This window comes from Shinella sp. WSC3-e (assembly GCF_945994535.1).
Lineage (GTDB): Bacteria > Pseudomonadota > Alphaproteobacteria > Rhizobiales > Rhizobiaceae > Shinella > Shinella yambaruensis.
The window spans coordinates 101,174-119,795 of the sequence record NZ_OZ000531.1 but is presented as its reverse complement, the minus strand read 5'-3'; the positions used below and the strand labels follow the sequence as shown (position 1 = coordinate 119,795).

Genomic DNA, 18,622 nt, shown 5'->3' with positions numbered 1-18,622 from the left:
TCGTTCATTCGGGCAGGACGATGCCGAGCTTGGCCATCGTGCCGCCATCGATCTTGATGTCCGCGCCCGTGATGAAACGGGCCTTGTCGCTGGCGAGGAAGGCGACGAGATCGGCGATCTCGGAGGGTTTTCCCACCCGGCCGACCGGATGGCCCTTGCCCCACAGCGCGATCGTCTCGTCCTGGCTGTGCTCGCCCTTCCACAGGTCCGCCGCCCAGCGCAGCATCGGCGTGTCGACGGAGGCGGGGCAGACGGCGTTGACCGTGATGTTCTCCGCCGCATGGTCGAGCGCCATCGCACGCACCAAGGCGTTGATCGCGCCCTTGCTGGCCGTATAGGCCGCGACGCCCGCCTGCGAGGCATAGGCCTGCACGGAGGAGATCGCGACGATCGCCCCGCCGCCGCGCTTGCGCATTTCGGGGATGGCGAAGCGGGAGGCGAGGTAGATGCCCTTCAGGTTGATGTCGAAGACGTCGTCCCAGACATCTTCCGGCGTGTCGACGACCGTGCCGTAGCGCTGGATGCCGGCGCAGCAGGCGAGCACGTCGAGGCCGCCATGGCGCGCCACGGCCGTGGCGACGGCGCGCTCCATGTCGTCCGCCCGGCGCACGTCGCCGACGAAGCCGGAGGCGTTCGGCCCGATCGCCGCGACGGCCTCGTCCACCGATGCGGCATCGTTCGCGACGACGAGGACCCTGCCGCCGGCACCCGCGAACCGTTCCGCGCAGGCCCGGCCCATGCCGAGGCTGCCGCCGGTCACGATGATGCTCCTGCCGGAAAATTCATCCGCGCTCATGGTCGTTCTCCTTCCCGCTCGGCTTAACTAACATTCTACCATACCAGATTGTCAACCGGGATTTCTCGACGAGTGTCAGCCGGCGAATCTCGGTTCGGGAACGCCGGCGCCGGCCCCGTCAATCGCAACGAGGCTGCCCTCCGCCGGATTTGCGGCAAGGTGCTCGGCGCTCATCGTGAAGCGGGCGGAGGTGACGTAGAGGGTGGAGAGGTCCGGGCCGCCGAAGGTGCAGCTCGTCGGCCAGGTGACGGGCAGTTCCGCCAGCGCCAGCAGCGCGCCATCGGCGGTAAAGCGTGCGACCGAGGCGCCGCCGACCACGCGGCAGTTCCACAGCGTGTCCTCGGCATCCATGCAGGAGCCGTCCGGCAGGCCGCGCTCGAAGCCGCTGACGATGGTGCGCCGGTCGCTGATCGTCCTTGCGGCGGGGTCGTAGGCGAAGGCGTAGATTTCGTTTTCCGGCGTATCGGCGAAGAGGAAGCGTCCGTCGCGCGTCCAGCCCATCGTGTTGGTGATGCCGTATTCGCGCGGCGTGAGCTGCGTGACGGTGCCTGTGGGGTCGATCCGGTAGATGGCGCCGGACTTGCGGTCCATCGCCCGGGGCGAGCCGTCCGGGTTGAGATTGTTCTGCATGGTGGAGACCCAGAAGGAGCCGTCGGGCGCGACGCGGCCTTCGTTCAGCCGGTTGTCGGCAAGGTCCGGCTCTGGCACAGCAAAGGTCTCGAAGGCTTCGCCCGGCCGCCAGAAGGCGACCTCGCGGCGCAGCCCGACGATGAAGCCGCCGGAGGCGCGAAGGCCGATCGACGTCGGGAAATCCGGCGCCGGCCAGGCGGCATGCTCGCCGCTGCGCGGCTCATGGCGGTGGATGCGCTTGCCGCCGATATCCACCCAGTAGAGCGCCTCTTCCTCGCCGGACCAGATGATGCTTTCGCCGACGATGTCGCCCGCGGCGTATTCGATCCTTGCCTTCACGCGCAGCCCTCCCGCATCCGCCAAATTCACGTTGACAATAGCTGAGAGTGAATCTAATTCAAGGTCACTAAGTACCTATATGATAGGTAGGAGGCGACGGGATGGAATCGAAGTCGGAACCGGATGCGGCCGGCGGGCAGAAGGGTGGCGAAGGTCTGCTTGGCGGCGTCATGGATGCCGTCCGGATCCACATCCGCGAAAACGGCCTGCAGGTCGGCGACTGGCTGCCGAGCGAGGGCGCCTTTGCGGAAAAGCTCGGCGTTTCCCGCGGCATCGTGCGCGAGGCCTATCGTTCGCTGTCCGCGCTGACGCTGATCGATATCGGCAACGGCCGTCGTCCGCGGGTGGACGCGCCGAGGGCGGACGTGCTGGCGCTGGTCACCGACCATGCCGTGCACACCGACCAGGTGACGATCCAGCAGATTTTCGATGTCCGCCGCACGGTGGAGCGCCGGACGGTCGTGCTCGCCGCGATGCGCCGCACGGACCGCGAGGCCGCCGCGATCGTCGCGCTGGCCGAGGCGATGCAGCGGGATTTCGACGCGCCGCAAAAGGTGATGGAGCACGACATCGCCTTCCACGAGGCGATCGGCGCGGCGTCGCGCAATCCGATGTTCTCGCTGATCGTCGGCTCGTTCCATGTGGTGACGCGCCAGACCTGGCCGATCGGCTGGGCAAGCCGCGCCAGCAACGAGACGCGGCAGGAAAGCATCGACGGCCACATGACCATCGCCCGGGCCATCGCCAATGGCGACCCGACGACGGGCGAGCAGGCGATGGTCGAGCATTTCGATCTGACGGTGAAGGCGCTGCTGGCGGCGGGAGTGTATTGAGCATGAAGATCACCGCGTTCGAAACCGTCCGCGCCCGCGACTTTCCCAACATCCTCTGGGTGCGCATCCACACCGACGAGGGCCTTGTCGGGCTCGGCGAGACCTTCTTCATGGCCGCGACGGTGGAGGCCTACATCCACGAGGTCGTGGCGCCGAAGCTGCTCGGCCGCGATCCCCTGGAGATCGACCGCATCTCGAAGGACCTGACGGGCTATCTCGGCTTCCGCTCGACGGGGGCGGAGATGCGCGGCAATTCAGCCGTGGATATCGGCCTGTGGGACCTCTTCGGCAAGGCGACGAACCTGCCGATCGCCCAGTTGCTCGGCGGTTTCTCGCGGCGCGAGATCCGCACCTACAACACCTGCGCCGGCAATACCTACATGCGCGAGGCGAAGGGCCAGCAGACCGGCAATTACGGCATCGGCGGCCCGCGGCGCGACCATGACGACCTCAACGGCTTCCTGGAGCGGGCGGACGAGCTTGCCGAAGACCTCCTGTCGGAGGGCATCACGGCCATGAAGATCTGGCCGTTCGACATCGCGGCGGAAAAGAGCGGCGGCCAGTACATTTCCGGGCCGGACCTGCGCAAGGCGCTCGAACCCTTCGAGAAGATCCGCAAGCGCGTCGGCGACTGCATGGACATCATGGTCGAGTTCCACTCCATGTGGCAACTCACCCCGGCCATCCAGATCGCCCGGGCGCTCGAGCCCTACGCCACTTTCTGGCACGAGGACCCGATCAAGATGGATTCGCTCTCCAGCCTCAAGCGCTATGCGGCGGCGAGCCGCGCGCCGCTCTGCGCCTCGGAGACGCTCGCCACCCGCTGGGCCTTCCGCGACCTGATGGAGACGGATGCCGCCGGTGTCGTCATGCTCGACCTTTCCTGGTGCGGCGGCCTTTCCGAGGCCAAGAAGATCGCCACCATGGCGGAGGCCTGGCATCTGCCGGTCGCCCCGCATGACTGCACCGGTCCCGTCGTGCTCGCCGCCTCGACGCACCTGTCGCTGAACGCGCCGAACGCGCTCGTGCAGGAAAGCGTCCGCGCCTATTACAAGACCTGGTACGCCGAGCTGACGACGCAGCTGCCGACCGTGGCGAACGGCATGATCACCGTTCCCCCCGGGCCGGGCCACGGCGTCGATCTCGCGCCGGATCTCGACCGGAAATTCGACGTCTCGCGCCGGACTTCGGCACTGGAGTGATCTCGTAACGCTGACCACTTGACTTGTATGGTAGTAGGCTAGTAGCCTGTAACGGGATGGAGGAGGCCGGAATGCAGAACATCAAACCGCAGCGCGTTCTTTCGGCCGCCGAAGCCGTCGGACCTCAGGTCTACCGCATCCTGCGCGAGCAGATCATTCAGGCCGAGCTGACGCCGGGCGAGCGCATCTCCGAGGCCGAGATCGCCAAAAGCCTGTCGATCAGCCGCCAGCCGGTGCGCGAAGCCTTCATCAAGCTGTCGGAGGAGGGCCTTGTTCAGGTCCTGCCGCAGCGCGGCACCTATGTGACGCGGATCTCCACCGCCTCCGTGATGGACGTGCGCTTCGTGCGCGAGGCGATCGAGGCCGATATCGTGCGCCAGGTCGCCGGCGAGCACACGGCCGGGACCGTGCGGGAGCTGCGCGACCAGATCGCAAGGCAGAAGCAGGTGCCGCAGGACGACCGCGCCGCCTTCCTGCGGCTCGACGAACTCTTCCACCACACGCTCGCGGCGGCCGCGGGCCGCGCCTATGCCTGGAGCGTCATCGAAAGCGTCAAGGCGCAGATGGACCGCGTCCGCTTCCTCAGCGTCGACGACATCCAGATCGGCCGGCTGATCGACCAGCACGAACGCATCGTCGATGCGATCGCCGCCGGCGACGTCGGCAAGGCCGAGACGGCATTGCGCACGCATCTGCGCGAGATCCTCAAATCGCTGCCCGAGATCGCCCGGGCGCGCACGGAATTCTTCGACGGCGTGGCGTGACGCCGGGACGACAACGATTGATGTTCAACGGGAGGTACGCATCATGATGATCCGGAAATTTCTTGCAGGAACGGGCCTCGGGCTGGGGCTGATGGCCTCGGGCGCCAGCGCGGAAGGCCTCAATATCGCCTTCATCAGCCACTCGTCCGCCTCGAACACCTTCTGGCAATCGGTCAAGAAGGGCTATGACGACGCCTGCGGGAAGGTCGGGGCCTCGTGCCAGCTGATCCTCACGCAGACCGAAGGCTCGGTCGAGCAGGCCGTCGCCAATCTTCAGGCGGCCATCGCCTCCAGGCCGGATGCGATCTTCGTCGCGATCGTCGACAACAACGCCTATGACAATGTGATCAAGGAAGCCGTCGATTCCGGCATTCTCGTGCTCGCCGTCAATGTGGACGACAGCGAAGGCGCTAACGGCAACGCCCGCAAGGCCTTCATCGGCCAGGGCTTCACCGCGGCCGGCTATTCGCTCGCCAAGGCGCAGTCGGAGAATTTCCCCAAGGAAGGCCCGCTCAACCTGCTGGTCGGCGTCAATGCGCCGGGCCAGACCTGGTCCGAGCAGCGCGCCGGCGGCGTGATGAAGTTCCTGGAAGAGTACAAGGCCGAGCATGCCGACCGCGAGATCACCATCACGCGCATCGATTCGGCCACCGATCTCGCGCTGACCGCCGACCGCATCGGCGCCTATCTCAACGCCAACCCGGACACCACGGCCTATTTCGACACCGGCTACTGGCATGCCGGCGTCGCCAAGGTGCTGAAGGACCGCGGCATCGAGCCCGGCAAGGTGCTGCTCGGCGGCTTCGACCTCGTGCCGGAGGTCCTGCAGCAGATGGAGGCCGGCTATGTGCAGGTGCAGGTCGACCAGCAGCCCTACATGCAGGGCTTCATGCCGGTCATGCAGGCCTATCTGTGGAAGACTGCCGGCCTGACGCCGTCGGACATCGACACGGGGCAGGGCATCGTCACGCCCAAGGACGTGCCGACGATCCTGGAAATGGCAAAGCAGGGCCTGCGCTGATTCGGCGCTCCTATGGGAAACCGGTGCCTTGCCGCTCGGGCGGGGCACCGAAGCACGAGTGGAGCCCATGAAGCGGTTTCTGAAAATCTATCTCGACAAGCCGGAGCTTGCGGGCCTTGCCCTCCTGATCGTCCTCCTTGCCGTCTTCCAGGTGAAGTCGAACGGCGTGCTTCTCTCCTTCGAGAACGTGCGCGGCGTCATGGGCCTCCTGCCGGAAATGGCGCTCGTCGCCATCGGCGTGACGATCCTGATGATCTGCGGCGAATTCGACCTGTCGGTCGGCTCCGTCTTCGCGCTGATGCCGATGTCGATGGCGGTGATCCTCAATTCAGGCGTGCCCTTCACCGCCGCCGTGCTGCTCGGCCTTGCGATTTGCGCGGTGATCGGCTTCATCAACGGCTATGTGACGCTGCAATTCTCGATCCCGAGCTTCATCACCACGCTCGGCATGCTGTTCATCGCCCGCTCGCTCACCATCGTCATATCCGGCGGCTTTCCGCCGCTCCTGCCCTCCGACCTGCCGACCTGGCTCTTCACGGACTATATCTGGCAGGGCGCGCTCTTCCGCATGTCCTTCGTCTGGTTCGTCGGCATCGCCGTTCTTGCCGCGGCGCTCCTGTCGCTTACCAATTTCGGCAACTGGATCCGCGCCACCGGCGGCTTCAACGAGGCGGCGGCCTCGATGGGCATTCCCGTCAAGCGCGTGAAGATCGTCTGCTTCATGCTCTGCTCGGTGCTTGCCGGCTTTGCGGGCCTGCTCCAGGTGCTGCGCCTCGGCTCGCCGCTGCCCTCGATCGGCGAGGGGCTGGAGTTGCAGGCGGTTGCCGCCGCCGTCATCGGCGGCACGGCGCTTGCCGGCGGTATCGGCACGGTCTTCGGCGCCATCATCGGCACGCTGCTCATCCGCACCATCGACAACGGCCTCGTGCTGTCGCGCGTCGATGCCAACTGGTTCAAGTTCGCCATCGGCGTGCTCACCATGTTCGCGGTGATCGCCAATGCCTGGATGGGGAAGATGTCCCGCAAGATCAAGGTGGAGGCGCACAAGTGACGACACCGGTCATCGAATGCCGCAACCTGCAGAAATGGTACAGCGGCGTACACGCGCTGAAGAACGTCAACCTCATCATCCATCCCGGCGAGACCGTCGGCCTTGTCGGCGATAACGGCGCCGGCAAGTCGACGCTGATCAAGATCCTCTCCGGCGTGCATCACCAGGATTCCGGCGAGGTGCTGATCGAGGGCAGGAGGGTGGACCTGCGCAGCCCGAAGGATGCGATGCGCCACGGGCTGGAGACGATCTACCAGTACAATTCCATGGTCCCGACCATGTCGATCGCCCGCAATCTCTTCATCGGCCGCGAGCCGTTGAAATGGTCGGTCTTCGGCTTCGGCCTCATGGACCAGAAGCGCATGCGCGCCGAAAGCGTGCAGGCCATAGCCGATGTCGACCTGCACCTGCGCTCGCCGGATGCCTTGGTCGGCGAACTGTCCGGCGGCCAGCGGCAGGGCGTGGCGATTGCCCGCGCCATGCATTTCAAGTCGAAGGTGCTGATCCTCGACGAGCCGACCAACCATCTTTCCGTCAAGGAGACGGACAAGGTGATCGGCTTCGTGCGCGGCCTGAAGGCGCAGGGTCTCACCGGCATCTTCATCTCGCACAACATGCAGCACGTCTTCCAGTCCTGCGACCGCATCGTCGCCATGGCGCGCGGCGAGATCGTCTTCGACAAGCCGACCGCTGCGACCTCGATCGACGAGGTCCACGCCCTTCTGTGAGGAGACCATGACAGAGCTTTCGGGAAAGACCGTCCTCATCACCGGCGCGCTCGGCACGCTCGGCCGCGCCCAGGCCGCGCGGCTCGCCCGGGCCGGCGCCAGCCTCCTGCTGCTGGATCGGCCGGGCGCCCAAGGCGGCGAGGCCTTTGCGGCGGATATTGCCGCGACACATGATGTGAAGGCAGCCTATGTCGGCGAGGACCTGAACGACCTTGCCGCGGCGGAACGGCGGGCGGCATCGCTTTCGCGCGAGCATGGCGGCATCGATATCCTCATCAACAATGCGGCGCTGATCATCAACAAGCCGTTCGAGGATTTTTCGCTGGAGGAATACGAGGACCAGGTCCGCGTCAATTCCTCCGCCGCCTTCGCGCTTGCCCGGGCGGTCGCGCCGGCGATGAAGGAAAAGCGCTACGGCAAGATCGTCAATTTCTGCTCGGTCACCCTGAACGGGCGCTGGGACGGTTACGTGCCCTATGTCGCCTCGAAGGGCGCGATGCTGGGCCTGACAAAATCGCTGGCGCGCGAGCTCGGGCCGCATGGCGTGCGCGTCAACGCGGTCTCGCCGGGCGCGGTGGTGTCCGAGGCGGAGGCCCGCGTCTTCGCCGATCGCCTGCAGCAGTACAATGACTGGATCCTCGAAAACCAGTCGCTGAAGGCGCGCATCCAGCCGGCGGATGTCGCCGATCTCGTGCACTTCCTCGTCTCGCCGGCCTCCGACATGATTTCCGGCCAGAACATCGCGATCGACGGCGGCTGGTGATGGCGGTCGAACTCGATAACGGGGCGGCGCGCATCCGCGTGCGGCCCGATCTCGGCGCCGGCCTGACATGCTTCGATGTCCGGCACGGCGGCGCCTGGCTGCCGGTCTTCCGCACGGTCGATCCCGCCACGGCCCATCCTTTCGCGCTTTCCAACATCCTTCTCGTGCCGTTTTCCGGCCGGGTCTCCGGCGGCGGCTTTACCTTCGACGGTGCCTTTCACGCCCTGCCGCGCAATATGGAGACGGAGCCCTATCCGATCCACGGCAACGGTTTTTCCGCCGCATGGACGGAGGTCTCCCGGAGCGACGATTCCATCACCTTGACATTATCATCGGACGGGCCGGGGCCGTTCCGCTACGAGGCGACGATGTCCTATCGCCTTGAAGGCGCCGGTCTCGTGATGGAACTGAGCCTTGTCAACCGCGCCGAAACGCGGCTGCCCTACGGCGCCGGCTTCCATCCCTGGTTCGTGCGCGATGCGGATACGACGCTCGCCGCGCCGTCGAAGGGCGTCTGGCTGGAGCGCGACGACCATCTTCCGAAGGCCTACGCGCCCGTCGCAGCGCATCCGGATATGGATTTCAACGTGCCGCGGCCCCTGCCGCCGCGCTGGATCAACAACTGGTTTGACGGCTGGGACGGCAAGGCGCGTATCGACTGGCCGGCGCGCGGGCTGCGGGCCGAGGTCGAGGCAAGCGAGGCGCTGGGCCAATATGTGGTCTTCTCGCCCGCCGCCGATGCAGACTTCTTCTGCTTCGAGCCGGTGAGCCATCCCGTCGATGCCTTCAACCTGCCCGACCGGCCGGACGCCTACGGCCTGAAGGTGCTTTCTCCCGGCGAGACGCTGGACATCTGGACCCGCGTCGCCGTTTCGCCGCACAAAGCGGCCTGACCCCGCAATATATCCCGACCTGCACCCTGGCAGCCCATATGGTTGCCGGGGGGGCTGATCGCGTGGCTGCGGTGGGGGAAGCATCCGTCCATGTAGCGTCTGACGGGGTTCCGAGGCTTGAAACGGCAATCCATATATGAAAGAATAATTCAAATAAGAATTTATTTGGCGTAGCCTTCGGGAGCGCAGGAGGAGATGCGCATGCAGGATGAGACGGGACTTCTGGCCGGCCTGACCGTGGTCGATATGAGCCAGTTCCTCTCCGGCCCCTATTGTTCGTTGCGGCTTGCCGATCTCGGCGCCCGCGTCATCAAGATCGAGCGGCCGGATGGCGGCGATCTCTCCCGCCGGCTCTATCTCAGCGACACCGAGATCGGCGGCGATTCGACGCTCTTCCACGCCATCAACCGCGGCAAGGAAAGCCTCGGCATCGACCTGAAGGACCCCGGCGACCTCGCCTTCCTGCGCAGGCTTCTCGGCAAGGCCGACGTGCTCATCCAGAATTTCCGCCCGGGTGTCATCGAACGCCTCGGGCTCGATCATGCGGCCGTCAGGGCGATCAACCCGGCGATCGTCTATGCCTCGATCAGCGGCTATGGCGAGGATGGCCCCTGGGTCATGCGCCCGGGGCAGGATCTCCTGGCGCAGGCACGCTCCGGCCTGATGTGGCTGAACGGCGACGAGGCGCAGGGGCCGGTGCCCTTCGGCCTTGCGGTCGCCGACATGCTCGCCGGTGCCAATGCCTGCCAGGGCATCCTCGCCGCCCTCGTGCGCCGCGGCATGTCCGGCAAGGGCGCCCATATCCAGACGAGCCTGCTCGAAAGCCTTGTCGATTTCCAGTTCGAGGTGCTGACCACCCATCTCAACGACGGCGGCCGCAAGCCGAAGCGCTCGGATTTCCGCAGCGCGCATGCCTATCTCTCCGCGCCCTACGGCGTCTATCCGGCAAAGGACGGTTACCTCGCGATCGCCATGACGCCGCTCGGCCGCCTGCAGGATCTGCTGCAGATCGAGGCGCTGGCGCCCTATCGCGACGACAGCAAGGCCTGGTTCACCGCGCGCGATGCGATCAAGCGGATCATCGCCGGCCGCATCGCGACCCGGACCGTCGAGCATTGGCTCTCCATCCTGGAGCCCGCCGACATCTGGTGCTCGAAGGTGCTGGAATGGCCGGAACTTCTGGCCAGCGACGGTTTCCGCATCCTCGACATGCTGCAGACGGTGACGCGCGAGGATGCGGTTTCGATCGGCACGACCCGCTGCCCCGTGCGCGTGGACGGCCGGCGTCCTCTCGGCCGTCGCGCCGCGCCGCGCGTCGGCGAGCACTCGGCGGCGATCCGCGCGGAGTTTTCGTGATGGGCGCGATCACGCTGAGGGGCATGACCTGGAGCCATCCGCGCGGCTACGACCCGATGGTGGCCTGCACGCAGGACTGGCGCGCCAGGACCGGCGTCTCCATCGAATGGGACAAGCGCTCGCTGCAGGATTTCGAGAGCTTTCCGGTCGAGGACCTCGCCCGCCGCTACGACCTCATCGTCATCGACCATCCGCATGTCGGGCAGATCACGGCGGAAGGCTGCCTTACGCCGCTGGACCTGCCCGGCCGCGAGGCGGCCTTCGCGGCCCTTGCGGGCGGCAGCGTCGGCCTCTCCTTCCCGAGCTACAACTGGCAGGGCCGCCAATGGGCCTTCCCGATCGACGCGGCCACCCAGGTGCTCGCCTTCCGGCCGGATCGGCTGGGCAGGGCACCGGGCACATGGGCGGAGGTGCTGGATCTGGCAAAGGCCGGCGAAATGCTGCTGCCGCTGCGCCCGCCGCATTCCCTGATGTGTCTCTTCACGCTCTGCGGCAATCTCGGCCGGCCCTGCGCGGTGGAACGGGACCGGCCCTTCGTCGATGCCGAAACCGGCGTGCAGGCGATCGAGATGATCCGGGAGCTTGCCGCGCTCGCCGACCCTGCCTGCACCGGCATGGACCCCATCGCCGTGCTGGACCGGATGGGCGAGGCGGGATCGCGCTACAGTCTCTCGCCGCTGATCTACGGTTATGTCAGCTACTCCCTCGCCGGCTTCCGGGCAAACCGCATCGCCTTTGCCGACATGCCGGTTGCCGGCGATGCGGGGCCGGTCGGTTCTGCGCTTGGCGGCACGGGCATCGCCGTTTCCGCCTTCTCGTCACAGCGCGAGGCGGCCGTGGATTTCGCCTATTGGGTTGCGGCCGGGCCGCAGCAGGCGGGCCGCTACTGGCAGGCCGGCGGCCAGCCCGGCCATGCGGCAGGCTGGGAGGACGAGGCGGCCAATGCCGCGACGCTCGGCTTCTACCGCAACACGCGCCGGACGCTGGAGGGCGCCTGGCTGCGCCCCCGGCATGCCGGCTACATGCCCTTCCAGGACGCCGCCTCGCAGCGCATCAACCAGGCCGTGACGGGTAGCGCGCCGGCGTCAAACGCCGTTGCGGACCTCAATGCGCTCTTCCTGAAAAGTTTTGCGGGGGACGGATGAGCCGTGCCTTCGCCGCGCCGGCGAATCATGCCTTCAGATGCGAAGCCTGTTGCTCCTCGGCGTTGAAGCCGGCGCCTGCCATTTCCGACAGCCTGCGCGTCGTCTCGCCGAGCAGCTGGATGGTCGTCGAGATATCCGGCGCGACCGGCGCGTTGATCAGGGTAATGTAGGGGATCGTCAGGGCGGCGATCGCCCTGCCGTCCGCGCCGAGCACGGGCGCCGAGAGGTTGATGACGCCCGCCGTCTGGGCGCTCGGCATCATTTCGTAGCCGCGCGAGCGGATGAGATCGAGCCGCGCCAGGAATTCCGGCGTGACGCGCATGTCCGTGCCGCCGTCGCCGACATGCTCGGCGATCATGCGCAGGCGCTCTTCCGGCGAGCGGAAGGCGAGCAGCGCGTGGCCGGAGCCCGTGTCGAACAGGCCGATGCGCGAGCCGACGCGGATCGAGATGCCCCAGTAGCCGGGTGCCTCCTGCTGGGCGATGACGACGGGATTGCCGCGGTCGAAGACGACGAGCTGGTTGGCCTGGCGCGAGGCTTCGGCCAGTTCACGCATCAGCGGCACGGCGAAAGAGACGAGCCGGCGCACCGGCGCGTGCAGTTGCGCGAGGCCGAAGAGTTTCAGGGTCAGCGAGAAGCGGTCGCCGTCGATGCGGGTGACGTAGCCGCGTTTCACCAGCCGGTCGAGCATGCGGTAGAATTCGTTCGGGCTGCGATCGAGCCGCTTGGCGATCTCCGCCTGGGTGAGGCCGCCGTCGACGCCGGCGAGGAGCTCCAGGATGTCGAGGCCCTTGTCGAGCGCCGGCGCCCTGTAGCGATCGTTTTCCTCGTCCGACACCCGAATTCCTCCAGTGAATGAGTAGATTCATATACGCAGAAATAAGGCGTGACAATCCCGGGATACCGATTTGCGCTTGACGATATGTGAATAGTAAGTTTGTATATGAATGAAGCTCTTATTGGTAAGGGCTGGCGAGAAGCCAATGGGAGGAGAAGATGACGAGATTTCTAGCCGGCGTTGCCGCCGGTGCCGTGATCTGCGCGTGGGCGGGCGCTGCGCTCGCCGCCGATCTGCCGGGAAAATTCGAGGGCGTCACCGTCGATGCGAAGCTCATCGGCGGCCAGCAGTATGAAGCGCTCTATGCGCGCATTGCCGAATGGGAGAAGGCGACCGGCGCGAAGGTGAACGTTCTTTCCAAGAAGAACCATTTCGAGCTGGACAAGGAGATCAAGTCGGATATCGCGACCGGCAACATCACCTGGTGCGTCGGCTCGAACCATTCGTCCTTCGCCCCGCAATATCCCGACATCTACACCGATCTTTCTGCGCTCTTGCCGAAGGAGGAGATCGATGCCTTCGTGCCGGCGAACATCGCCTCCTCGACGCTCGACGGCAAGCTGGTGATGCTGCCGCGCGCGCAGTTCGACGTTTCCGCGCTCTACTACCAGAAGAGCCTTTATGAGGACGACGCGAAGAAGGCGGCGTTCAAGGAGAAATACGGCTACGATCTCGCCCCGCCGGACACCTGGCGGCAGGTCGCCGACCAGGCGGTCTTCTTCGCGAACCCGCCGGATTTCTACGGTACGCAATATGCCGGCAAGGAGGAGGCGATCAACGGCCGCTTCTATGAAATGCTGGTCGCCGAGGGCGGCGACTATCTCGACGCCGACGGCAAGCCGGCCTTCAACTCGGACGCGGGCGTTCGCGCCCTCGACTGGTTCGTCAACCTCTACAAGGCGAAGGCCGTGCCGGTCGGTACGACCAACTATCTGTGGGACGACCTCGGCCAGGGTTTCGCTTCCGGCACGATCGCCGTCAACCTCGACTGGCCCGGCTGGGCGAGCTTCTTCAATGATCCGAAGTCTTCGAAGGTCGCCGGCAATGTCGGCGTGAAGGTGCAGCCGGCCGGCTCCTCCGGCAAGCGCACCGGCTGGTCCGGCCACCACGGGTTTTCCGTGACGGAAAGCTGCGCCAGCAAGGACGCCGCCGCCTCGCTCGTCTGGTTCCTCACCAACGAGGACAGCCAGAAGCTGGAATCCTCCGCCGGCCCGCTGCCGACGCGCACGGCCGTCTGGGACTACAATATCCAGCAGGCGGAAAGCGACGCGTACCGCAAGGAAGTCCTGACCGCCTTCCAGGAGGCGGCGAAGCACGCCTTCGCCGTGCCGCAGACGCCGGCCTGGATCGAGATCTCCAACGCCGTCTATCCCGAGCTGCAGGCCGCCATCCTCGGCGACAAGACCTCAAAGGAGGCGCTGGACGCGGCGGCCGAGAAGGCGACGCAGATCCTTGAGGATGCGGGCGCGCTCTGAGGCAAGCTTGCCCCTCACCCTGACCCTTTCCCCGCAAGCGGGGAGAGTGACGTGCCCCACGAACGGGCATTGGTTTAGGAAACCGGCGCGGCATATCTCCTTCGCCCCGCTTGCGGGGAGAAGGTGGCCGGCAGGCCGGATGAGGGGCAGCGCCTATTGGCACCCTCGCCTCCGTCATCCTCGGGCTTGACCCGAGGATCCATGCGTCCGCGATGAGTGGGGGGTGGGGCACCGCCCGAAACAAGCGAACCGGCGGCCGTCCGTAGCGGCCGCTTCTCGAAATACGGCCGGCGCCCTGAAAGGGCGGCCGACCGGAGCATATCCAAGAGGCATTCATGAAAGGCTGGAGGCCACCGGCGCCGTTTCTGCTTCTGCTGCCCGCCATCGTGGTGCTCGCGGCCGTCGTCATCGTTCCGCTCATCCTGTCGCTCTATTCGAGCTTCACGCCCTTCCGGCTGACGCAGCCCGCCTCGCTCTATACCTTCATCGGCTTTCGCAACTATGCGCGCATCCTGGCGGACCGCGAATTCTGGACGGCGTTCGGCCGCACCGTGCTCCTGCTCACCGTCGCGCTGAATGTCGAAATGCTGCTCGGCCTCGGCCTTGCCATGCTGGTGGAGAAGGCGACGAGCGGACAGCGGCTGCTGAGAACCATCATGATGTTCCCCATGATGTTCTCGCCGATCCTCGTCGGCTTCCAGTTCAAGTTCATGTTCAACGACAATATCGGCCTCGTGAACAACGCCCTGCAATCGCTCGGCCTGACGGACCAGGCGATCCCGTGGCTGATCGACGGCTCGCTCGCCTTCACCGCCATTCTTGTCGCCGAAATCTGGTCGTCCACCTCGGTCTTCGCCATCCTCATCCTCGCGGGCCTGCTCGCCATGCCGAAGGAGCCGATCGAGGCGGCGCGTGTCGACGGCTGCACGCCCTGGCAGACGTTCCGCTACGTCACCTGGCCCTTTATCATGCCGTTTGCCTATATCGCCATGACCATCCGCTCGCTCGATGTCGCGCGAGCCTATGACATCGTGAAGATCATGACGGACGGCGGGCCGGCCAAGCGCACCGAGCTGCTGTGGACGCTCGTCTCGCGCACCGCCTATGCCGATGCCCGCATGGGTCTCGCCAATGCCATGGCCTATGTCGCGATCCTGCTTTCCATCCTCTTCACCGTCTATTTCTTCCGCAAGCTTGCGGCGGCGCGGACCCAGATCGCGGCCGAATGGTAAGGGGGGAGTGGTAAAGATGAACGAGAACACGAAAGCCCGCCTCAACGGCCTTCTCCTCTCCGCCGCGCACAAGATTGGCCTCTTCCTGGCGATGACCGTCATCTGCCTGCCGGGCCTGTGGATCGTGCTCGCCTCCTTCCGCCCGACGGTCGAGATCATGGCGAAGCCGCCAGTCTGGATCCCCGAGGACCTGTCCTTCGATGCCTATGTCGCGATGTTCTCCGGCGTCGGGCAGGGCGGCATTCCGGTCATCGAGTATTTCCGCAATTCGCTGATCGTTTCCGTCACCTCGACGGCGATCGCGCTCGCCATCGGCATGGCCGGCGGCTATGCCTTCGCGCGTTTCCGCTTCAAGGTGAAATCCTCGATCTTCCTCGGCCTGATGCTGACGCGCACGGTGCCGGGCATCGCGCTCTCGCTGCCGCTGTTCTTCGTCTATTCGAAGCTCGGCATCATCGATACGCATTTCGGGCTGATCATGGCCTATGTGGCGCTCAACGTGCCCTTCACGATCTGGCTGATCGACGGCTTCTTCCGGCAGGTGCCGCGGGATCTCGCCGAGGCCGCGCAGATCGACGGCTGCACGCGCTGGCAGGCCTTCTGGCAGGTGGAGTTCCCGCTCGCCGGCCCCGGAATCGCGTCGGCCGGCATCTTCGCCTTCCTTACCTCGTGGAACGAGTTCGCGCTCGCCTCGCAGCTCACCCGTTCCGTCAATTCCAAGACGCTGCCCGTCGGCCTGCTCGACTATACCGCGGAGTTCACCATCGACTGGCGCGGCATGTGCGCGCTGGCGGTGATCATGATCATCCCCGCTCTCGTGCTGACCTTCGTCGTGCAGAAGCATCTGGTGTCCGGCCTCACCTCCGGCGCAGTCAAAGGATAATCCATGGCAACCGTTTCCCTCGAAAAGCTGGTCAAGCGCTACGGTGCGGTCGAAGTGGTCCATGGCATCGACCTGGAGGTGGCCGACCGCGAGTTCATTGCTCTCGTCGGCCCCTCCGGCTGCGGCAAGTCGACGACGCTGCGCATGATCGCCGGGCTGGAACCGATCTCCGGCGGCAATCTCAGGATCGGCGGCAAGATCGTCAACGACCTGCCGCCGCGCTCGCGCAACCTTGCCATGGTCTTCCAGTCCTACGCGCTCTATCCGCATATGACGGTGCGCGAGAACATGGGCTTCTCGCTGAAGATCGCCGGCCAGAAGCCGGAGGAGATCGCCCCGCGCGTGGAGGAGGCGGCAAAAACGCTCGACCTCGCGCATCTCCTCGACCGGCGGCCCTCGCAGCTTTCCGGCGGCCAGCGCCAGCGCGTCGCCATGGGCCGCGCCATCGTGCGCCAGCCGGAAGTCTTCCTCTTCGACGAGCCGCTGTCGAACCTCGATGCGAAGCTGAGGACGCAGATGCGCGTCGAGATCAAGAAGCTGCATGCCAAGGTGCAGTCGACGGTAATCTACGTCACGCACGACCAGGTGGAGGCGATGACGCTCGCCGACCGCATCGTCATCATGCGCGACGGTCATATCGAGCAGGTCGGCACGCCGGAGGACGTCTTCCAGCGGCCGAACTCGAAATTCGTCGCCGGCTTTATCGGCTCGCCGCCGATGAACCTCAAGGACGCCGAGATCGCCGACGGCCATGTGGTCTTTTCCAGTGGCGACCGCCTGCCGCTGCCGTCCCGCTTCCGGGATCGGGTGACGGCTGGCCAGAGGGTGACCTTCGGCCTGCGACCGGACGATCTTTATCCCGCCGGCCACGGCATCCATTCCGGCGAGGATGCCGATGTATACAGGCAGGACCTGCGCGTCATCCTCACCGAGCCGCTCGGCAACGAGACCCTCGTCTTCTCCGATTTCGGCGGCGCGGAATGGGTCGGCCGCATGCTGAACCCGCGGCGACTTGTGTCCGGCGAAGCGCTGCCCTTCTGCTTCGACCTCTCCCAGGCTCACCTCTTCGACGGTGAGACCGGCAAGACGCTCAGGGGCTGACATGGCGAGGATCGAACGCATCGAGCTGAAAATGGTCGACCTTCGCCCGAAGGTCGAGCGCACGGACGCCATCCAGAGCTTCGTTTCCCAGGAAACGCCGCTCGTCACCGTTACCGACAGCGACGGGGCGGTCGGCACCGGCTACAGCTACACGATCGGTACCGGCGGCTCCTCCGTCATGCGGCTTCTTGCCGATCATCTCGCGCCGCGCCTTCTCGGCCGCGACGCCGACCGGATAGAGGCGATCTGGCACGAGCTGGAATTTACGACCCATGCGACGACCATCGGCGCGATCACCTCGATCGCGCTCGCCGCCATCGACACCGCGCTCTGGGATTTGCGCGCGCGAAAACAGAACCTGCCGCTCTGGAAGCTCGCCGGCGGGGCGAAGGGCCGCTGCCCGCTCTACACGACCGAGGGCGGCTGGCTGCACATTCCGGTGGAGGCGCTCGTCGAGGATGCGCTGGATGCCAAGGCGAAGGGTTTTTCCGGCTCCAAGGTGAAGATCGGCAAGCCGCATGGATCCGAGGATTTCGCGCGCCTCTCGGCCGTGCGCAAGGCGGTCGGCGACGGCTACGAGATCATGACGGACGCCAACCAGGGTTTTTCCGTCGACGAGGCGATCCGCCGGGCCGGGCGCCTGCGCGACCTCGATCTCGGCTGGATCGAGGAACCGTTGCCGGCGGACGACATCGACGGCCATGTCCGCCTCAACCGCGCGACGGCGACACCCATCGCCGTCGGCGAATCGCTCTATTCGATCCGCCATTTCCGCGAATACATGCAGAAGGGTGCCTGCTCCATCGTGCAGGTCGATGCCGGCCGCATCGGCGGCATCACGCCCTGGCTGAAGGTGGCGCATGCGGCGGAGGCCTTCGACATGCCCGTCTGCCCGCATTTCCTGATGGAGCTGCATGTCAGCCTGACCTGTGCGGTGCAGAACGGCAAATATCTCGAATACATTCCGCAACTCGACGACATCACCACCTCGCGCTTGACCATCGAGAACGGCATGGCGCTCGCGCCCATGACGCCGGGCCTCGGCATCGATTGGGACTGGGATGCGATCCGCGCGCGCTCCATTGCCGAATTCGAGCGCGAAATCCGGAAAAGGGTCTAGGAGATGCAGCGCATCGGCATGGTGATCGGCGTGAAGCCGGAGAAGATCGAAGACTACAAGCGCCTGCACGCCGCCGTCTGGCCGGAGGTGCTGGCGATGATTTCCGCCTGCAATATGAGGAACTATTCGATCTTCCTGAAGGAGCCGGAGAACCTGCTGTTCTCCTTCTTCGAATATCACGGCAGCGACTATGCCGCCGACATGGCGAAGATGGCCGCCGACGCGAAGACGCAGGAATGGTGGGCCGTCTGCATGCCCTGCCAGTCGCCGCTGGAGACGCGGAAGGATGGCGAGTGGTGGGTGGGCATGGAAGAGGTGTTCTTTCATGCGTGAGGTTGTGGTTCACCCCCCTCTGCCCTGCCGGGCATCTCCCCCTCAAGGGGGGAGATCGGCACGAGGCAAAACCCGTGCTCAATCGGAAACGCTGGAGATAGGCGAGACGGTGCTCCATC

The 18,622-nt window shown here is 65.7% G+C and carries 19 protein-coding genes; 16 read left to right on the top strand and 3 right to left on the bottom strand.

The window, feature by feature from the left end; translation table 11 throughout:
• Nucleotides 1–4: 4 nt before the first annotated feature.
• The gene (locus tag AABF56_RS23780) at nucleotides 5–796 is read right to left on the bottom strand and encodes an SDR family NAD(P)-dependent oxidoreductase (protein ID WP_272807935.1); all 792 of its coding nucleotides are present in this window, start codon (nucleotides 794–796) and stop codon (nucleotides 5–7) included.
• 75 nt (nucleotides 797–871) lie between these two features.
• Nucleotides 872–1,765, bottom strand: coding sequence for an SMP-30/gluconolactonase/LRE family protein (locus AABF56_RS23775; RefSeq protein ID WP_272807936.1), 894 nt, complete (start codon nucleotides 1,763–1,765; stop codon nucleotides 872–874).
• A gap of 101 nt (nucleotides 1,766–1,866) precedes the next feature.
• On the opposite strand from AABF56_RS23775, the gene AABF56_RS23770 reads away from it, so the two are divergent.
• The 10 genes from AABF56_RS23770 to AABF56_RS23725 all read left to right on the top strand — a co-directional run bounded on the left by AABF56_RS23770 (nucleotide 1,867) and on the right by AABF56_RS23725 (nucleotide 11,521).
• Entirely contained in the window at nucleotides 1,867–2,598 is a 732-nt protein-coding gene (locus tag AABF56_RS23770) for a FadR/GntR family transcriptional regulator (protein ID WP_272807937.1), read from the top strand.
• Nucleotides 2,599–2,600: 2 nt separating this feature from the next.
• Complete coding sequence (locus AABF56_RS23765; protein WP_272807938.1) at nucleotides 2,601–3,800, top strand: mandelate racemase/muconate lactonizing enzyme family protein; 1,200 nt, start codon at nucleotides 2,601–2,603, stop codon at nucleotides 3,798–3,800.
• 71 nt (nucleotides 3,801–3,871) lie between these two features.
• A complete protein-coding gene (locus tag AABF56_RS23760; protein ID WP_244766601.1) occupies nucleotides 3,872–4,564 on the top strand; it encodes a GntR family transcriptional regulator in 693 nt (230 codons plus the stop codon).
• 46 nt (nucleotides 4,565–4,610) lie between these two features.
• Nucleotides 4,611–5,585, top strand: a complete 975-nt coding sequence (locus AABF56_RS23755) for a sugar ABC transporter substrate-binding protein (RefSeq protein ID WP_272808150.1) — start codon at nucleotides 4,611–4,613, stop codon at nucleotides 5,583–5,585.
• Nucleotides 5,586–5,652: 67 nt separating this feature from the next.
• On the top strand, nucleotides 5,653–6,636 hold the full coding sequence (locus AABF56_RS23750) for an ABC transporter permease (RefSeq protein ID WP_244766602.1): 984 nt from the start codon (nucleotides 5,653–5,655) through the stop codon (nucleotides 6,634–6,636).
• Nucleotides 6,633–7,364 (top strand): ATP-binding cassette domain-containing protein, encoded by a 732-nt coding sequence (locus tag AABF56_RS23745; protein ID WP_272807939.1) that lies wholly within the window; start codon nucleotides 6,633–6,635, stop codon nucleotides 7,362–7,364. Before AABF56_RS23750 ends, AABF56_RS23745 begins: the two co-directional genes overlap by 4 nt.
• A gap of 7 nt (nucleotides 7,365–7,371) precedes the next feature.
• Nucleotides 7,372–8,127, top strand: coding sequence for an SDR family oxidoreductase (locus AABF56_RS23740; protein ID WP_272807940.1), 756 nt, complete (start codon nucleotides 7,372–7,374; stop codon nucleotides 8,125–8,127).
• A complete protein-coding gene (locus AABF56_RS23735; RefSeq protein ID WP_336314399.1) occupies nucleotides 8,124–9,020 on the top strand; it encodes an aldose 1-epimerase in 897 nt (298 codons plus the stop codon). The genes AABF56_RS23740 and AABF56_RS23735 overlap by 4 nt, the downstream gene beginning before the upstream one ends.
• Nucleotides 9,021–9,221: 201 nt before the next feature.
• Nucleotides 9,222–10,376 (top strand): CaiB/BaiF CoA transferase family protein, encoded by a 1,155-nt coding sequence (locus AABF56_RS23730; RefSeq protein WP_272807942.1) that lies wholly within the window; start codon nucleotides 9,222–9,224, stop codon nucleotides 10,374–10,376.
• A complete protein-coding gene (locus AABF56_RS23725; protein WP_272807943.1) occupies nucleotides 10,376–11,521 on the top strand; it encodes an extracellular solute-binding protein in 1,146 nt (381 codons plus the stop codon). Before AABF56_RS23730 ends, AABF56_RS23725 begins: the two co-directional genes overlap by 1 nt.
• A gap of 25 nt (nucleotides 11,522–11,546) precedes the next feature.
• Here AABF56_RS23725 and AABF56_RS23720 read toward each other — a convergent pair whose 3' ends face one another.
• Nucleotides 11,547–12,359, bottom strand: a complete 813-nt coding sequence (locus tag AABF56_RS23720) for an IclR family transcriptional regulator (RefSeq protein WP_272807944.1) — start codon at nucleotides 12,357–12,359, stop codon at nucleotides 11,547–11,549.
• Nucleotides 12,360–12,517: 158 nt separating this feature from the next.
• Here AABF56_RS23720 and AABF56_RS23715 point away from each other — a divergent pair, with 158 nt between their 5' ends.
• The 6 genes from AABF56_RS23715 to AABF56_RS23690 all read left to right on the top strand — a co-directional run bounded on the left by AABF56_RS23715 (nucleotide 12,518) and on the right by AABF56_RS23690 (nucleotide 18,503).
• Complete coding sequence (locus AABF56_RS23715; RefSeq protein ID WP_272807945.1) at nucleotides 12,518–13,834, top strand: sugar ABC transporter substrate-binding protein; 1,317 nt, start codon at nucleotides 12,518–12,520, stop codon at nucleotides 13,832–13,834.
• A 335-nt stretch (nucleotides 13,835–14,169) separates the two neighbouring features.
• Complete coding sequence (locus AABF56_RS23710; protein WP_272807946.1) at nucleotides 14,170–15,066, top strand: carbohydrate ABC transporter permease; 897 nt, start codon at nucleotides 14,170–14,172, stop codon at nucleotides 15,064–15,066.
• Between the two features lie 16 nt (nucleotides 15,067–15,082).
• On the top strand, nucleotides 15,083–15,949 hold the full coding sequence (locus tag AABF56_RS23705; RefSeq protein ID WP_272807947.1) for a carbohydrate ABC transporter permease: 867 nt from the start codon (nucleotides 15,083–15,085) through the stop codon (nucleotides 15,947–15,949).
• A gap of 3 nt (nucleotides 15,950–15,952) precedes the next feature.
• The gene (locus tag AABF56_RS23700) at nucleotides 15,953–17,050 is read left to right on the top strand and encodes an ABC transporter ATP-binding protein (RefSeq protein WP_272807948.1); all 1,098 of its coding nucleotides are present in this window, start codon (nucleotides 15,953–15,955) and stop codon (nucleotides 17,048–17,050) included.
• A 1-nt stretch (nucleotide 17,051) separates the two neighbouring features.
• Entirely contained in the window at nucleotides 17,052–18,170 is a 1,119-nt protein-coding gene (locus AABF56_RS23695; protein ID WP_272807949.1) for a mandelate racemase/muconate lactonizing enzyme family protein, read from the top strand.
• Between the two features lie 3 nt (nucleotides 18,171–18,173).
• Nucleotides 18,174–18,503 carry an L-rhamnose mutarotase gene (locus AABF56_RS23690; RefSeq protein WP_272807950.1) on the top strand — a complete coding sequence of 110 codons (330 nt, stop codon included), beginning with the start codon at nucleotides 18,174–18,176 and terminating at the stop codon, nucleotides 18,501–18,503.
• Nucleotides 18,504–18,622: the final 119 nt, after the last annotated feature.

What these genes read in the sequence shown, in the direction of transcription:
- AABF56_RS23695 (WP_272807949.1), top strand. Translation starts at nt 17,052, where the DNA reads ATGGCGAGGATCGAACGCATCGAGCTGAAAATGGTCGACCTTCGCCCG.
- AABF56_RS23740 (WP_272807940.1), top strand. Translation starts at nt 7,372, where the DNA reads ATGACAGAGCTTTCGGGAAAGACCGTCCTCATCACCGGCGCGCTCGGC.
- AABF56_RS23700 (WP_272807948.1), top strand. Translation starts at nt 15,953, where the DNA reads ATGGCAACCGTTTCCCTCGAAAAGCTGGTCAAGCGCTACGGTGCGGTC.
- AABF56_RS23765 (WP_272807938.1), top strand. Translation starts at nt 2,601, where the DNA reads ATGAAGATCACCGCGTTCGAAACCGTCCGCGCCCGCGACTTTCCCAAC.
- AABF56_RS23730 (WP_272807942.1), top strand. Translation starts at nt 9,222, where the DNA reads ATGCAGGATGAGACGGGACTTCTGGCCGGCCTGACCGTGGTCGATATG.
- AABF56_RS23725 (WP_272807943.1), top strand. Translation starts at nt 10,376, where the DNA reads ATGGGCGCGATCACGCTGAGGGGCATGACCTGGAGCCATCCGCGCGGC.
- AABF56_RS23710 (WP_272807946.1), top strand. Translation starts at nt 14,170, where the DNA reads ATGAAAGGCTGGAGGCCACCGGCGCCGTTTCTGCTTCTGCTGCCCGCC.
- AABF56_RS23760 (WP_244766601.1), top strand. Translation starts at nt 3,872, where the DNA reads ATGCAGAACATCAAACCGCAGCGCGTTCTTTCGGCCGCCGAAGCCGTC.
- AABF56_RS23780 (WP_272807935.1), bottom strand. Translation starts at nt 796, where the DNA reads ATGAGCGCGGATGAATTTTCCGGCAGGAGCATCATCGTGACCGGCGGC.
- AABF56_RS23705 (WP_272807947.1), top strand. Translation starts at nt 15,083, where the DNA reads ATGAACGAGAACACGAAAGCCCGCCTCAACGGCCTTCTCCTCTCCGCC.
- AABF56_RS23770 (WP_272807937.1), top strand. Translation starts at nt 1,867, where the DNA reads ATGGAATCGAAGTCGGAACCGGATGCGGCCGGCGGGCAGAAGGGTGGC.
- AABF56_RS23690 (WP_272807950.1), top strand. Translation starts at nt 18,174, where the DNA reads ATGCAGCGCATCGGCATGGTGATCGGCGTGAAGCCGGAGAAGATCGAA.
- AABF56_RS23715 (WP_272807945.1), top strand. Translation starts at nt 12,518, where the DNA reads ATGACGAGATTTCTAGCCGGCGTTGCCGCCGGTGCCGTGATCTGCGCG.
- AABF56_RS23755 (WP_272808150.1), top strand. Translation starts at nt 4,611, where the DNA reads ATGATCCGGAAATTTCTTGCAGGAACGGGCCTCGGGCTGGGGCTGATG.
- AABF56_RS23750 (WP_244766602.1), top strand. Translation starts at nt 5,653, where the DNA reads ATGAAGCGGTTTCTGAAAATCTATCTCGACAAGCCGGAGCTTGCGGGC.